The organism is Streptomyces macrosporus, from assembly GCF_039533145.1.
GTDB lineage: Bacteria > Actinomycetota > Actinomycetes > Streptomycetales > Streptomycetaceae > Streptomyces > Streptomyces macrosporus.
The window spans coordinates 57,923-72,608 of sequence record NZ_BAAASZ010000034.1 but is presented as its reverse complement, the minus strand read 5'-3'; the positions used below and the strand labels follow the sequence as shown (position 1 = coordinate 72,608).

General features: G+C 68.6%; 9 protein-coding genes and 4 tRNA genes. 9 read left to right on the top strand and 4 right to left on the bottom strand.

All coding sequences use genetic code 11. The features are described from left to right. Window positions 1-58: 58 nt before the first annotated feature. The 4 genes from ABD335_RS24525 (at window position 59) to ABD335_RS24510 (ending at window position 2,013) form a co-directional block, all read left to right on the top strand. Entirely contained in the window at window positions 59-1,624 is a 1,566-nt protein-coding gene (locus ABD335_RS24525) for a metallophosphoesterase family protein (RefSeq protein ID WP_344327319.1), read from the top strand. A gap of 126 nt (window positions 1,625-1,750) precedes the next feature. Then, a tRNA-Glu gene (locus tag ABD335_RS24520) sits at window positions 1,751-1,823 on the top strand. Between the two features lie 37 nt (window positions 1,824-1,860). Beyond that, window positions 1,861-1,935 (top strand) — tRNA-Asp (locus tag ABD335_RS24515). A gap of 4 nt (window positions 1,936-1,939) precedes the next feature. Continuing rightward, a tRNA-Phe gene (locus ABD335_RS24510) sits at window positions 1,940-2,013 on the top strand. Between the two features lie 99 nt (window positions 2,014-2,112). On the opposite strand, the gene ABD335_RS24505 is transcribed toward ABD335_RS24510, so the two are convergent. The 3 genes from ABD335_RS24505 to ABD335_RS24495 are packed head-to-tail and all read right to left on the bottom strand — an operon-like array spanning window position 2,113 to window position 4,924. Beyond that, window positions 2,113-3,327 (bottom strand): site-specific integrase, encoded by a 1,215-nt coding sequence (locus ABD335_RS24505; protein ID WP_344327317.1) that lies wholly within the window; start codon window positions 3,325-3,327, stop codon window positions 2,113-2,115. After that, on the bottom strand, window positions 3,324-4,745 hold the full coding sequence (repSA, locus tag ABD335_RS24500; protein ID WP_344327316.1) for a replication initiator protein RepSA: 1,422 nt from the start codon (window positions 4,743-4,745) through the stop codon (window positions 3,324-3,326). The genes ABD335_RS24505 and repSA overlap by 4 nt, the downstream gene beginning before the upstream one ends. Further along, entirely contained in the window at window positions 4,742-4,924 is a 183-nt protein-coding gene (locus ABD335_RS24495) for a hypothetical protein (protein ID WP_344327314.1), read from the bottom strand. Before ABD335_RS24495 ends, repSA begins: the two co-directional genes overlap by 4 nt. A gap of 252 nt (window positions 4,925-5,176) precedes the next feature. Between ABD335_RS24495 and ABD335_RS24490 the strand changes: the two genes are divergently transcribed. From ABD335_RS24490 to ABD335_RS24480, 3 genes are all read left to right on the top strand, one after another. Next, on the top strand, window positions 5,177-5,950 hold the full coding sequence (locus tag ABD335_RS24490; protein WP_344327312.1) for a GntR family transcriptional regulator: 774 nt from the start codon (window positions 5,177-5,179) through the stop codon (window positions 5,948-5,950). Window positions 5,951-5,962: 12 nt separating this feature from the next. After that, complete coding sequence (locus tag ABD335_RS24485) at window positions 5,963-6,475, top strand: GNAT family N-acetyltransferase (protein WP_344327310.1); 513 nt, start codon at window positions 5,963-5,965, stop codon at window positions 6,473-6,475. Window positions 6,476-6,933: 458 nt separating this feature from the next. Then, window positions 6,934-8,682: an AIPR family protein gene (locus tag ABD335_RS24480; RefSeq protein ID WP_344327308.1), complete on the top strand. Its 1,749-nt coding sequence runs from the start codon at window positions 6,934-6,936 to the stop codon at window positions 8,680-8,682. A 597-nt stretch (window positions 8,683-9,279) separates the two neighbouring features. On the opposite strand, the gene ABD335_RS24475 is transcribed toward ABD335_RS24480, so the two are convergent. Then, complete coding sequence (locus tag ABD335_RS24475; protein ID WP_344327305.1) at window positions 9,280-10,380, bottom strand: ABC transporter permease; 1,101 nt, start codon at window positions 10,378-10,380, stop codon at window positions 9,280-9,282. Window positions 10,381-10,487: 107 nt separating this feature from the next. Between ABD335_RS24475 and hrpA the strand changes: the two genes are divergently transcribed. Next, the gene (gene hrpA / locus ABD335_RS24470) at window positions 10,488-14,483 is read left to right on the top strand and encodes an ATP-dependent RNA helicase HrpA (protein WP_344327303.1); all 3,996 of its coding nucleotides are present in this window, start codon (window positions 10,488-10,490) and stop codon (window positions 14,481-14,483) included. Between the two features lie 101 nt (window positions 14,484-14,584). Then, window positions 14,585-14,659 (top strand) — tRNA-Asp (locus ABD335_RS24465). Window positions 14,660-14,686 lie beyond the last annotated feature (27 nt).

Below are 14,686 nucleotides of genomic sequence, written 5' to 3'. Positions count from 1 at the left end.
GGCACCGCACGGTTCCGGCACCGCATAGTCGCCGTACAAGCAGGGCATATGGCACGGCATGAGCCGAGAACCCCTCCGGCCGCTCCGGGACCTCGCCCGCAGGGCCGCGGCCGTTCCCCGCTCTCTCCGGCGCCGCCGCCGGGCAGGCCGCCCGGCACCGACGCCCTCCCTCGCCCCCACCGCCCGCCCCTGGGCCCGGCCGCTCGGGCTGATCGCCGTCACGCTGCTGGGCGCCTGGCTCGGGCTGCTCGTCGTGGGCGGCGTGCAGGCGCCCGTGGGACCGGTGGACACCCGCATGTCGCTGCGGCCCTCGCCGACCGGGGGGACGGAGATCGACGTGCCGCCGCTCGGCGCGCTCGAACTCGACAGCCATGTCGCGCCGCTCGGCCTCCACGTCGACATCGACCAGCTCGACCCCGAACGCGCCCGGTCCCTCGTCGACCACCCGGAGCGGATCAGCGGGCTGGAGGAGCAGATCTCCCGGGACGTCCGGACCGGTGCGCGGGACCTGGCCGTGCGGTCCTGCGTCGCGGTGCTCGCCGGCGCCACGGCACTGGGCCTGGTCGTCTACCGGCGCCCGCGGCGCGCGCTCGCGGCGGGCGGGCTCGCCCTGGCGCTGCTGGCCGCGTCCGGCGCCACGGCGTACGCGACGTGGAACCCGAAGTCGGTGCTGGAGCCGAGGTTCTCCGGACTGCTGGCCGGCGCGCCGAGCGTGGTCGGCAACGCGCGCAGCATCGTCGCCGAGTTCGACGTCTACCAGCAGGAGCTGGCCCGGCTGGTGACCAACGTCACCAAGCTCTACGACGCCACCTCCACCCTCCCCACCTACCGGCCCGACCCGAGCACCATCCGGGTGCTGCACGTCTCCGACATCCACCTCAACCCGGCCGCGTGGCACATCATCGCGTCGCTGGTCGAGCAGTACGGCATCGACGTGATCATCGACACCGGCGACACCATGGACCACGGCACCGCCCCCGAGAACGGCTTCCTCGACCCCGTGGAGGACCTCGACGCGCCGTACGTGTGGGTGCGCGGCAACCACGACTCGGAGACCACCCAGGAGTACCTGGAGGACCTGGAGAACACGCACGTCCTGGACGACGGCGAATCGGTCGTCCTGGACGGCCTGCGGATCGCGGGCACCGGCGACCCGCAGTTCACCCCGGACCGCTCGGTGGTCGCCGAGGGCGACCCGGCCGAGCGCGCCGCCGGCCGGAAGCTGGCCAGGGCACTGCGCGAGAGCGAGGAGCGGGGCGAGCCGGTGCACATCGCGGCGGCGCACAACCCGGTGGCGGCCCAGCAGACGGACGGCGACGTGCCGCTGGTCCTCTCCGGCCACCTCCACCGCCGCGAGACGCAGGTGATGGAGGACGGCACCCGGCTGATGATCGTGGGCTCCACGGGCGGCGGCGGCCTGCGCGCCGTGGAGGGCGACGAGCCGCAGCCGGTGATGGCCACGGTCCTCTACCTGGACCAGGAGACCAAGCGGCTCCAGGCGTGGGACGAGATCACCCTCGGCGGTCTGGGCCTGACGACGGCCGAGGTCAGCCGCCGTCTGCCGGACGAGGCGGAGTCCGGTGGCTCCCCCTCTCCCACGCCCTCCCCGTCGCCCTCCGAGTAGCCCCCGACCGGTCCCGTCGAGGACCCGCCGGGACACCCCTCGACAAACTGTTTTGGCGAACCGTCCCGCCATCCCATATGCTTCTCACGTCCCCGACGCGCTGAGAAGCGCCCAGGTGGGCCATCAGCCCTCATCGTCTAGTGGCCCAGGACGCCGCCCTTTCAAGGCGGTAGCACGGGTTCGAATCCCGTTGGGGGCACGCACCACCCTGTGCGAGACTGGTGCTCGTACAACTTGGTCCTGTGGAGCAGTTTGGAGTGCTCGCCACCCTGTCAAGGTGGAGGCCGCGGGTTCAAATCCCGTCAGGACCGCTGCGGCTGGGTAGCTCAGTTGGTACGAGCGTCCGCCTGAAAAGCGGAAGGTCGCCGGTTCGACCCCGGCCCCAGCCACCGCAGCCCATCAGGGCAGAAACCCCCGTCGAGATCATCGGCGGGGGTTTCGCGTTGGCGTACTGACGGCAGTACGACGGCAGTGGGTCTCTCCGCTGCTCACTCGAAGAGCTTGCCGAGCCGCGTCAGCGCCTTCCGCTTCTCCTCCGCCGAGGCGTGGGCGTACACCCCTAGCGTGACCTGGAGATCGCTGTGGCCGGCTATCTCCCGGACGATGTGGGGCGCCACGCCGAGGTCCAGCAGCAGCGAGACGAAGGAGTGGCGCAGATCATGGAAGCGGTAGCCCTCCAGGCCGGTCCGCTTCTGCAGGGCGTACCAGTGGCGGTTCAGGTTCCGCGGATCGACGGGCGAGCCGACGGCCGTCGTGAAGACGTATCCGGAGTCCAGCCAGTCGTCACCGCAGTTCAGGTGCTCCCGCCGCTGTTGCTCGCGCCGGGCCTGTAGGGCGTCCACGACGAAGGGCGGCAGCGGGATCGTCCGGCACGAGTGCCGCGTCTTGGGCGGTGCCGACACCAGCTCCCCGTTGATCCGCTGGAGTGATCGGGTCACGGCGAGTTCGCCCTTCTCCAGGTCCACCGCGTCCCACCGCAGGCCGAGCAGTTCGCCCTTGCGCAGCCCGAGGGTCAGGGCCATGAGGTACAGCGCGTACAGCCGGTCGTCCTTCACCGTCGCCAGCAGCTCGCGGGCCGACGCCGGATCGATCCCCTTGCCGCGCGCGTACGACGGCCCTTCCACCTGGACGAGCTTGGCGACGTTGCGCGACACGAGCTCTTCCCGCACGGCGTTCTGCAGGGCGTTGCGGAGCACCGCGTGGACGAGCTGGATCATCCGGGTCGACAGCCGCCGGCCGCAGCACCGGCCGCGCGAGCAGCACTGCACCTCCTCGGGCCGCCGGGCGTCGAGCTTCCGAGCGCAGCACAGGCACAGTTCGCGCAGCCGCGCCAGCATGCCCAACACGTCCCGGGGCGCCAGCCGTTCGAGACGCTTGCTGCCGAGCAGCGGCACCAGATAGAGCCGAACCGCCGACTCGTAGGCGAGGAGAGTCTTGGGCCGCCGCCGAGGCGTCACCACATGCTCGATCCAGTACGTGAGGTAGGCCCCGACCGTCCAGGACTTGTCGGCGACGGGGATTCCACGGTTCGCCTGCTCCAGCATCCGCACGAGCTTGGCGTGGGCATCGGCGCGCGTGCGCGCGTACTGGCGTTTGCGCTTGAGCGTGCCCGCCGAGGTCGGGACGTAGGCCGCGGCCTCCCAGCGTCCGTCCTTGCGAAGCGTGATCGTTCCTTCGCCGTTCAGACGGCTGCGGCGGCTCATGTCCAGTCCTCCCCTTCGTCGTCGAGTTCCGCGAGTGCTTCGCGGGCGATCTCCCGGTTCTGGCGGATGTCTCGGGCGATGGAGGCCGCGAGCCAGGACTCGCCCGGCGTGTGGCCGTGCCCGACATAGGTCCAGTGGGCGAGCACGAGCGTGGAGCCGTCCGCGCCGCCGAGGTCTTCGGGCAGACCCCGCTCACGGCGCTCCTGGCGGGCGCGGAAGTCGGCGCGCACCTGGCGACGCTCGCCGAAGGTCGAGGAGTAGCGGCGGGACTTGGTCAGGAAGTGCCCACGGAAGCCGAGCATGTGGGCCCAGGCCCAGAGCTTGCGATCGGGATAGGCGTCGTCCAGGGCATGACAGACTTCGATCAGCCGCCGCGTGTGCGGAGGCAGGCCGGGCCGCTTGTCGAGTTCGGCCAGCTCCCCGATGCGGCGGTCCACGGTGCCGGTGGACTCGGCGGCCTTGGTGGCGTACTTCGCCACGTACGCGGCCACGGCCTGCTCGGTCAACTCGTGGCCGTCGGTGCCGATCGCGCGGACGTCCACCTGTGCGCCCCAGCGCAGGACGCGGGCAGGAAAGCCACCGGACCCCGGCACGGAGACGGCGACCCGTGCGGCGGCGGCCTGGATCGCGTCGCCGAGCAGGCCGGTGCCGGCCCAGGAGGGCGGAGCGTCCCCGGGACCGCCGGGACCGTCCAGGCGCACGATGGCGTGGAAGTGCACCGCGCCGCGCTTCTGGAACTCGGCGACCTTCCCGAAGGAAATCCGGCACACGTCCCGCAGGGCGCGCTGGGACAACCCGGCACGGGCGGCGATCTCGCGGCGCAGGTAGATCGTGAAGCGCCGCCACAGGTTCCCGGCGTGGTTGTTCCACAGCACGGCCCCGGCGTAGTCGTACCGGGCCGGATCGAGCGCCGTCCCCAGTTCCGGGGCGTCCTCGGCGTGAGCGACGCCGCAGCGGCAGCGGCCGGACTCGGGACGGTTGTGGACCGGGCCGAACGAGGGAGCCGTCAGCGTGACGAACACCCCGGGGTGGACCCGCACCCGGTCCGGGATGCCCATCCTCGGATCGCCGGTCAGCCCGGCCCGTATCAGGTGGTAGGCGTCCCCCGCGTACGTCCAGGCGCACGACGGGCAGCGCGAGGCCCGCCGGTTCCCACAGGCCACCCGCAGCCGCCCACCGGGTTCGTTCTCGGTGGAGTACGAGTGCAGGACGGCCCCGGTCCGGGCGTCGCGGATCACGGTCGTACCGGACAGGTGGATCGGGTCCGAGCAGCCCCCGGTACGGCGCACCTGATCGCGCCAGCGGTCGAAGCCCGGAGCCGAGGCGACACGCAGCAGGTCGGCCAGGGTCAGCGGGTCGGTGCCCACGGAGGCGGCGACACCGGCCACGGCCTCCGGGGCGACGGGGAAGGCCGTCACTCGGCCACCCCCGAATCGTCGACTATCTCGACCTCCAGGACCTTCGCCCCTCGGCAGGCCGGGCAGAAGATCTGGAATCCGGTGGTGTCGTAGCCGGAGCCCGCGCAGTCCGGGCACTCCAGCCACTCGATGTTCACGAAGTCCCGACGACAGGCGTCCCGATCGAGGCAGCTCGGCATGCCGCACACCGGGCAGCAGCGGAACGGGCGGCGGACGATCCTCGGTGCAGGAGGACCGGACCGGCGCTGTGCATGGATAAGCGACACGGGCATGATGGAAGCTCCCTTGAGAGAGGGGTGGGGCGGCGCATCTGCTTGGCGGTAGGGCGCCGCCCTTCAACTGGCTTGAGCCACTGGTGGCTTGAGCCAGTTGACCATGGAGGGTCGCACGCGTCAAGGAGCTGGCTTAAGCCAGTCGCTATGCTGTTCGGTATGACCACATCTGCCCCTCCTCCCCAGCAGCCTCCGAGCAGGCGCATCGCGGAGGAGCTACGAGCCGAGATCGAGGCGGGCCGGCTCTCGCCCGGGGACAAGCTGCCGTCCGAACGGGCCCTGGCCGAGCGCTACGGCACCGCACGGAACACGGCTCGTGAGGCGATCCGCCTGCTGGCCGAACAGGGCCTGGTGACCGCCAAGCAGGGCCGCGGAGTCTTCGTGCGCGAGCCGCAGCGGCTCTTCCGCTTCGGCAGCGACCGCTACTCCTCGAAGAACCGCGAGACCGGTCTGACGCCCTTCCGGCTGGAGGCGCAGCGCCAGGGCAAGACGGCCAGGATCGATGTCGTCAGCATCGACCGAGAGACACCGCCGAAGGACATCGCCGAGCGCTTGAACGTGCCGAGCGACGAGGCCAGCGTCCTTCACCGGGAGAACCACTACTTCGCCGACGACGAGCCGGTGCAGATCGTCTCGACCTACCTCCGGTGGGACGAAACGCAGGGCACCGCGCTCATGCAGCCCAAGACCGGCCCGCACGGCATCTACGGGCGACTCGAGGAACTGGGGCACGTCATGACCCGCGTGCGCGACGAGATCAGCGCGCGCATGCCGACGCCGGAGGAAGCCGCCGTCTTGGAACTCCTGCCCGGTGTCCCGGTCCTTGAGGTGCTGCACACCAGCCTCGACCAGGACGGCGTTCCCTTCGAGGTCTCCCGCTACGTGCACCGCGCGGACCAGACCGGATTGCTGTACGAACTGCCCGTCGAGTAGCCAGGAGTCCGCATGGGAAGCCCGAGAGTCCGCCCGTTCGAGGAAGCCGATCTGCCCGGCGCGGCGGCGGCACTGGTGGAGGTGCACGCCACGGACGGGTATCCCGTCGAAGGGGTCGCCGACCCGGAAGCTTGGCTGCGATCGGAGGACGTGTTGGCTTCCTGGGTGGCAGAGGCCGACCACCAGGTCGTCGGACACGTGGCGGTGATGAGCCCCAACGGCGAGGACGCCGTATCTCTCTGGACCCGGCAGAGCGGGGAGAGCCACGAGCGCGTAGCCGTCCTCGGCCGACTCTTCGTGACCAAGAGCGCCCGGAAGCGAGCCTTGGGCGAGAAGCTGATGCAGACCGCGACGACCTACGCGCAGGCCCGTGGACTCCGCCTGGTGCTCGACGTCATGACGAAGGACACCGCCGCCATACGCCTCTACGAACGTCTCGGATGGCGCAAGATCGGCGAGACCACGCACCACTACGGCAACGGCCAGCAGACCAGCGCCCTTTGCTACGTCTCGCCATCCAGCTAGCGCGTTACAAAGATCTCTACCTCATCAAGTGCGGCTCGCTGCCGCTCGCCGCGCGCGGCCCGGCTCCCCGCCGGGCCTGCGCTCCTGTCTTCGCCCCGCTCCGCCCCGGCGTCCGCCGGCCGCGCACCAGCAGCAAGCACAGCGGTTGCTGACCAGGTGCCGTCGTGGCTGGGGCGGCCGGCTCCGCGGCTTTACGGAGCCACCTTGGGGCGAGCCTCGAAGATCGGGGGCCCACATCGGGCACTTGCGGGCAGGCCAAGGGCTGCCCGATTTCGCGGGCCAGCGTACGGGCCCCCGATCTCTCGCCCCAAGCCAGCTCCACCCCAAAGCCGCTCCGCCGACCTCGCAGGCGAAGCTAGCCGCCTCCTCACTCATGTCAACTCGCTTAAGGCGCAGGCGAGATATGCTACTTCGGCTGACGGCCGAGGCTGTGAGGCCTCACACGAGGGAGATCGCACATGGGATCTGCGACTACGCTTCCTGCCTGGCTCAACGATTACGACAGCTTCTCAGGGCACTTGGACGAGCAACTCGCGGACGAAAACCCGCATGGCAAGGGACTGCGTTTCGTAAACTTTGCCCTCGCTCTATTGCCTCGGATTCCGCGATGCGACGAATTCACCGATTTTCACCTGAACGATAAACTTAGCCACGACCGGGGCGTCGACATCTTGGCGGGCCCCAATGAAAATGGGCAACGCCTTTACGTACAGTCAAAGTTCAGGTTGCGCCGAGCAAGTGAAATTGACGAGATCATTAGCCAATTCGAGGCTTACGACCGCGAACTCGAAGACAGGGACTCCGGCCAAGGCGCGCTCTTTAGCGCCAGCGAGCTTGAAAATCGACCGCGCCCTATATACGCCATTATCACATCCTCAAAAATCGATGGTGTCCTAAGTCGATACAAGGCAGCAAGGCGCAGTTCACGCCCATTCTACGATTCACTTGTTTCCGATGACCGACTTTTGATTCTCGACGGACCGACTCTGCTACTTTCTCTGCAATCGGTCTATCGGAAGTCCTTCGAGGTTCCCTCCCTCCTCGAATTGAAGGGCGCAACGGACTGGCTCAACGCTGGTTCCGTGCATGTCGGCATCCTGTCCGGCGTCGAACTTCTACACCTTTATGACGAGCACGGCGACGGTCTATTCTTTGAAAATATCCGATCCTTCTTGGGGCTGGAGAAAAACCATGACCGGGAATCAGTGAATCGCAAAATCGCTAAGACGGTAGAAGAGACACCCGAGAAGATGCTCGAGCGGAATAACGGCATCACCATTCGAGCCAACCGCGTTGAGCGCTCCGGCAACAAGCTTCTCCTCGAAAGCGCCTCCATCGTTAACGGATGTCAGACCACGATGTGCATCGTAGCCAGGCGAGAATTCGTTAATGACAGCCTGCTGATCCCTGTGAAAATCGTGGAATCGAACGACCTTTGGGAAGTAGCCCATTCGGCAAACTACCAAAATCGAGTCCGGCAGATTGATCTGGATCTGGCTAAGTATCTCCGGCCTCAGCTCGTTCAACGAGAGGCAGCTCGATCCGGCCTCTCTGTTGCACCAGACGCAGCCCATGGCGTGACAGACATGATCGCGGCGATCAGCGATGTGCAGATCACCTACGAGGAGACCAAGGCCCTGTACAAGGGGGTGTTCAGTGAGCGCCCCACGAATATCTTCGACAATAACTACAGCAAGCTACTCGCTCCAGTCTTGGAAGTAATTTACGAGCATCAAAACACTTCTGACAAGGTTTTTTCCGCACTGTTCTCTATCAGCGGTGCGGCGCGAGCCGGCAGAAACGAAGTCAGCGAAATTCACGCAGAAGCGGAAGTTAGGTATTTTCAACGCTTCCGCAAGCCAGAGTATAGTGCTTACATTGCCCTACTGGCAGCCGGGGTTGTGACTGGAATTAACCTAGCAGATAGGGCACAGGATCCCTCAGAAGAGGCTGGCCGACTGATCTCCTTCTTGCGTGAGGCTGCCGAGGCCGCCGAGAATAGGGCAGACGAGTTCTCGGAAGCCTACGTTTACGCCTATGAGATTCTGTCCGAGACAGGGCTTTCGTCCATCACGCAACAGTCAGGCGATGCGCTTGTTTCGCAGGATCTACACAAGAAGATCGTGAATACACCTTACGAGACTTACTTCGAAACCTTGAAGATGCGGATCCGCAGGGAGAAGGCACGCAGAGCCAAGAGGCGCTAAATTATTCTGCAACTCTGCGTGGATCGGTGGTTGAAATTATGAGACAGCGGTCGATCCAAGCCCGTGTTGGGAGCATGTGGGTAAGCCAGGCGGTGAGCTTCCAAGCTGAGTGCAACTGACGGCAGTCTGACGGCAACGTCAGCGAACGCCGCCGAACGCAGCCGTACGCCATTGCCTGTCAACGCTGGTCGTTGTCGTGCGGGAAGGTGATCCACTCCGTACGATCAACTCGCCTGAAAAGCGGAAGGTCGCCGGTTCGACCCCGGCCCCAGCCACCGCAGGAAAACCCCCGTGCGAGCCACTCGCCGGGGGCTTTTCCGTATGTGCCGCACCCGGAGACCGGAGGGCGGTTCGGGTGTGCGGGTCGGCGAGCACGGCCTGGCGCGGGGTCGGCTCCCGTGACGGCTCCATGTCGAACAGGTGGGCCGACCTCGGCCGTGTGTCGGGCGCGAGCGGGGAAGCCGCCGATCGGGTGGTCGTCGTACCACCGGTGCCGTGGCACGTCCCGGCGGAGGGCGCGGAACGCCCACTCGACGGCGGCGCGTTCGGCCTCGGCGGGCGCGGCGCGCCACGTCGCGTGCGGGTCCGGGCGGGCGGCTACGAACCGTCGGTCTCGCGTCCGCCCGGGTGGCGGTGGCGCCAGATCCAGAAGACGGCGCAGGAGAGGATCGCCCAGCCGGCCAGCACCAGATAGGGCTGGACGTGCTGGTGGCCGGGGAAGTAGACGGCCGAGTGCTGGGCGTTGACGGACGCGCCCGGGGGCAGCCAGCGGCCGACGGCGCCCAGCAGCGAGGGGAGCAGGGGCCAGGAGACGGCGCCGCCGGAGGAGGGGTTGCCGATGAGGACCATCAGACCCCAGGTGGGGAGCATGGCCCAGCGGCCGATCAGGGTCTGGAACATCGTGAAGACCATGCCGGAGGCGAACATGGTCAGGGCCAGGATCATCCAGGAGTGGACGAAGGGGAAGTCCACCGCGTCCAGCACCCAGTCCACGATGGCGGTGATGGAGAAGCCGCCGAGGAGGGAGTAGGCGGCCGTGAAGGCGATCCGCTCGGGTGGATTCAGGGCCTTGGCGTTGACGCTGAGCTGGATGGCGCCGATGAAGCCGGCGACCACCGCCGCGAGGGTGACGTAGAACAGGGCCAGGCCGCGCGGGTCGCCCGGGTCCAGCGGCTTGGCGTCCCGCACCGCCACCCGCAGTCCGGTCTTCTCGCCCACGGTGCGGGCGGCCTGGGTCAGCAGCTCGGCGACGGACGCGCCGGAGGCGCTGGAGACCTCCAGGACGGGCCGCTCCCGGTCGGGGTCGGCGGGAATACTCAGCACCGCGAAAACCTTCTGGGCTTCCAGGGCCTCGTCGGCCGCCGCGCGGTCGGGGTACTCGCTCAGGTCCAGGGAAGAGCGCAGGTCCTCGCTCATGGCGTCGGCGAAGGCGTCCGCGCGCTCCTCGTGCGCGGCGGTGTCGCCGACGACCGCGACGGGGATGTGGCGCGGGGTGGGGTTCGCCATGGCATAGGTGTAGGAGCCGGCGAAGAGCCCGGCCCCCGCACCGACGATCAGCACCAGCACGGTGGCGGGCAGGAACGGCGACTCCTTGAACCACGCCCACCACCGGGCCGCGGCGCCGTCGTGATCCTGTGCATGATGAGAGCCGGGCGTACCACGCGAACCGTGCGGTAGAGGGTGGCGCTGGTCGCTCATGTGCCTCACCCTAACCAGCCATTACCCCCATACGACCGCATATCGCCCAGAGGGTCCGGCGAATTGATTCGCCCGGTGCTCGGCGCGGGTGCGATCCTGGAGTACGTATGTCCACTGTGTCTGATCCCACCCTCCCCGCCCTCCTGGAACGGCTGCCCGAGCTGATGCTGCGCGACCAGCAGCGGCTGGGACGGCGGCTGGAGGGCACCCGTCGCATCCGCAAGCCGGAGGCGCGGCAGGCCGTCCTCTCCGAGATCGCCGCCGAGATCGAGCGCGCCGAGCTGCGCGTCGCCGCGCGGCGGGACGCCGTGCCCGCGATCGACTACCCCGAGCAGCTCCCCGTCAGCCAGAAGAAGGACGAGATCCTGGCGGCGATACGGGATCACCAGGTGGTGATCGTCGCCGGTGAGACGGGGTCCGGGAAGACCACGCAGATCCCCAAGATCTGCCTGGAGCTGGGGCGCGGCGTCCGCGGACTGATCGGGCACACCCAGCCGCGGCGGATCGCGGCCCGCACCGTGGCCGAGCGCGTCGCCGAGGAGCTGCGCACCCCGCTGGGCGAGGCGGTGGGCTGGAAGGTCCGCTTCACCGACCAGGTCGGCGAGGACACCCTGGTCAAGCTGATGACGGACGGCATCCTGCTGGCCGAGATCCAGACCGACCGCGAGCTGCGCCAGTACGACACGATCATCATCGACGAGGCGCACGAGCGCAGCCTCAACATCGACTTCCTGCTGGGCTACCTCGCCCAGCTCCTGCCGCGCCGCCCGGACCTGAAGGTCGTGATCACCTCCGCGACCATCGACCCCGAGCGCTTCTCCCGGCACTTCGGCGACGCCCCGATCATCGAGGTGTCCGGCCGCACCTACCCGGTGGAGGTCCGCTACCGGCCGCTGCTGGAGGAGGACGGCGACAACCCCGACCGGGACCAGATCACCGCGATCTGCGACGCCGTCGACGAGCTCCAGGCCGAGGGTCCGGGCGACATCCTGGTCTTCCTCTCCGGCGAACGGGAGATCAGAGACACCGCCGACGCGCTGAACAAGAAGAACCTCCGCTTCACCGAGGTGCTGCCGCTGTACGCGCGGCTGTCGCACGCCGAGCAGCACCGCGTCTTCCAGCGGCACAGCGGGCGGCGGATCGTGCTGGCCACCAACGTGGCCGAGACGTCGCTGACCGTCCCGGGCATCAAGTACGTCATCGACACCGGCACCGCCCGCATCTCCCGCTACAGCCACCGCACCAAGGTCCAGCGGCTGCCGATCGAGCCGATCTCGCAGGCCAGCGCCAACCAGCGCAAGGGCCGCTGCGGGCGCACCTCGGACGGCATCTGCATCCGGCTGTACTCCGAGGAGGACTTCCTCTCCCGGCCGGAGTTCACCGACCCGGAGATCCTGCGGACGAACCTGGCCTCCGTCATCCTCCAGATGACCGCGGCCGGCCTGGGCGACATCGAGCGCTTCCCCTTCATCGACCCGCCGGACCACCGCAGCATCAAGGCCGGCGTGCAGCTCCTGGAGGAGCTGGGCGCCCTGGACCCGGCGCAGAAGGACCCGCGCAAGCGGCTGACGCAGACCGGCCGGAAGCTGGCGCAGTTCCCCGTGGACCCGCGGCTGGCCCGGATGGTGCTGGAGGCGGACCGCAACGGCTGCGTCCGCGAGGTCATGGTGATCGCCGCGGCCCTGTCCATCCAGGACCCGCGCGAGCGTCCCGCCGACAAGCAGCAGCAGGCCGACCAGCAGCACGCCCGCTTCCGGGACGAGAACAGCGACTTCCTCACCCTGCTCAACCTGTGGCGGTACGTGCGGGAGCGGCAGAAGGAGCTGTCCTCCTCGGCCTTCCGTCGCATGTGCAAGTCGGAGTTCCTCAACTACCTGCGCATACGCGAATGGCAGGACATCTACGTCCAGCTCCGCCAGGTCGCGAAGTCGATGGGCATCCACCTGAACGACCAGGAGGCGGACCCCGACCGCGTCCACCAGTCGCTGCTGGCCGGACTGCTGTCGCACATCGGGCTCAAGGACGCCGGGAAGGAAGGCGGGAAGAGCACCGAGAAGAGCAACGAGTACCTGGGCGCGCGGAACGCCAAGTTCGCCGTCTTCCCGGGATCGGCGCTGTTCAAGAAGCCGCCGCGCTGGGTGATGTCGGCCGAGCTGGTGGAGACCTCGCGGCTGTGGGCGCGGGTCAACGCCAAGATCGACCCGGACTGGATCGAGCCGCTCGCCCAGCACCTGGTCAAGCGCACCTACAGCGAGCCGCACTGGGAGCAGAAGCAGGCGGCGGTGATGGCGTACGAGAAGGTGACGCTCTACGGCGTCCCGATCGTCGCGCAGCGCAAGGTGAACTACGGGCGCATCGACCCGGAGACCAGCCGCGAGCTGTTCATCCGCCACGCGCTGGTGGAGGGCGACTGGCGCACCCACCACCAGTTCTTCCACGAGAACCGCAAACTGCTGGGCGAGGTCGAGGAGTTGGAGCACCGGGCCCGCCGGCGCGACATCCTCGTCGACGACGAGACGCTGTTCGACTTCTACGACCGGCGCATCCCCGAGCACGTGGTCTCCGGCGCGCACTTCGACTCCTGGTGGAAGAAGAAGCGCCGCGAGGAGCCGGACCTGCTCAACTTCGAGAAGTCCATGCTCATCAACGAGCGGGCCGGGGAGGTCACCAAGGCCGACTACCCCGACGTGTGGCGCCAGGGCGGGCTCAGGCTCCGGGTGACGTACCAGTTCGAGCCGGGCGCGGACGCCGACGGCGTGACCGTCCACGTCCCGCTCCAGGTGCTCAACCAGGTCTCCTCCGAGGGCTTCGACTGGCAGATCCCGGGGCTGCGGGAGGACCTGGTCACCGAGCTGATCCGGTCCCTGCCCAAGGCGATCCGGCGCAACTGCGTGCCCGCCCCCGACTTCGCCCGACGCTTCCTGGGGACGGTCTCCGAGGACGGCGAGGTGCCCGAGCGGACGCTGCGGGAGCCGCTGACGGCCGTGCTGGCGCGCGAGCTGACGCGGATGACGGGCGTGCGGGTGGAGTCCGGCGACTTCGACCTCTCCAAGGTCCCCGACCACCTGAAGATCACCTTTCGGGTGGTGGACGAGCGCCGCCGCAAGCTCTCCGGCGACTCCGAGAGCAAGGACCTGGAGGAGCTGAGGACGGCCCTGCGGCCCCGCACCCGGGCCGCCCTGTCCAAGGCGTTCGACTCCGCCAAGGAGGGTGCCCGCGTCGAGCAGCGCACCGGGCTGACCGCCTGGACGATCGGTACGCTCCCGCGCACCTTCGAGACGCGGCGGGCGGGCCAGCCGGTCAAGGCGTATCCGGCGCTGGCGGACGACGGGGGCTCGGTGTCGGTGAAGCTCTTCGACACCGAGGAGGAGCAGCGGCAGGCGATGTGGCGCGGCACGCGCCGGCTCATCCTGCTGAACCTGCCCTCCAATCCCGCCAAGTTCGCCCAGGACAGGCTCTCCAACCGCGACCGGCTCGCCCTCGCCGCCTCCCCGCACGGGAGCGTCCAGGCGCTGTTCGACGACTGCGTGACGGCCGCCGCCGACCGCCTGATGGCGGCGCACGGCGGTCCGGCCTGGGACGAGGAGGGCTTCCGCAAGCTCTTCGACGCGGTGCGCGCCGACATCACCGACGCGGTGGTGGCGACCGTCCGGCAGGTGCGGGAGGTGCTCGCCGCCTGGCAGGCGTGCGAGCGCCGGCTCAAGACGCCCCAACTCGCGGGCAGTCCGGCACTCGTGCCGAGCCTGGCGGACGTGCGCGAGCAGCTCTCGGAGCTGATCCGCCCCGGGTTCGTGACCGACCACGGCGCGGGACGCCTGCCGGACCTGCTGCGCTATCTGGTGGCCGTGGACCGCCGTCTCCAGCAACTCCCCACCAACGCCGAGCGGGACCGCGCCCGGATGGCGAAGGTGCGGGAGATGCGGGACGAGTACGCGTGGCTGCTGGAGCAGTTCCCGCCGGGGCGGCCGGTGCCGCGCGAGGCGAAGGAGATCCGCTGGATGATCGAGGAGCTGCGGGTGAGCTACTTCGCGCACGCCCTCGGGACGGCGTATCCGGTGTCGGACAAGCGCATCCTCAAGGCCGTCGACGCCGCGGCCCCGTGACACCACGACCACGGCCGGTGAGTTCGCCTTGAGGCCCTGGGCTGCTGTAGAGTCTCTTCTCGCAGCTCGGAGATCCGAACGAGATCCGGCTGTGGTCTCCAGGTCCTGTGGAGCAGTTTGGAGTGCTCGCCACCCTGTCAAGGTGGAGGCCGCGGGTTCAAATCCCGTCAGGACCGCACTCTCGACGGCCCGAGTCCCCCACG

Bases quoted from the DNA above. Each gene is read 5' to 3' on its own strand.
- ABD335_RS24525 (WP_344327319.1), top strand. From the start codon at position 59: ATGAGCCGAGAACCCCTCCGGCCGCTCCGGGACCTCGCCCGCAGGGCC.
- ABD335_RS24505 (WP_344327317.1), bottom strand. From the start codon at position 3,327: ATGAGCCGCCGCAGCCGTCTGAACGGCGAAGGAACGATCACGCTTCGC.
- ABD335_RS24495 (WP_344327314.1), bottom strand. From the start codon at position 4,924: ATGCCGAGCTGCCTCGATCGGGACGCCTGTCGTCGGGACTTCGTGAAC.
- ABD335_RS24490 (WP_344327312.1), top strand. From the start codon at position 5,177: ATGACCACATCTGCCCCTCCTCCCCAGCAGCCTCCGAGCAGGCGCATC.
- ABD335_RS24485 (WP_344327310.1), top strand. From the start codon at position 5,963: ATGGGAAGCCCGAGAGTCCGCCCGTTCGAGGAAGCCGATCTGCCCGGC.
- ABD335_RS24480 (WP_344327308.1), top strand. From the start codon at position 6,934: ATGGGATCTGCGACTACGCTTCCTGCCTGGCTCAACGATTACGACAGC.
- ABD335_RS24475 (WP_344327305.1), bottom strand. From the start codon at position 10,380: ATGAGCGACCAGCGCCACCCTCTACCGCACGGTTCGCGTGGTACGCCC.
- hrpA (WP_344327303.1), top strand. From the start codon at position 10,488: ATGTCCACTGTGTCTGATCCCACCCTCCCCGCCCTCCTGGAACGGCTG.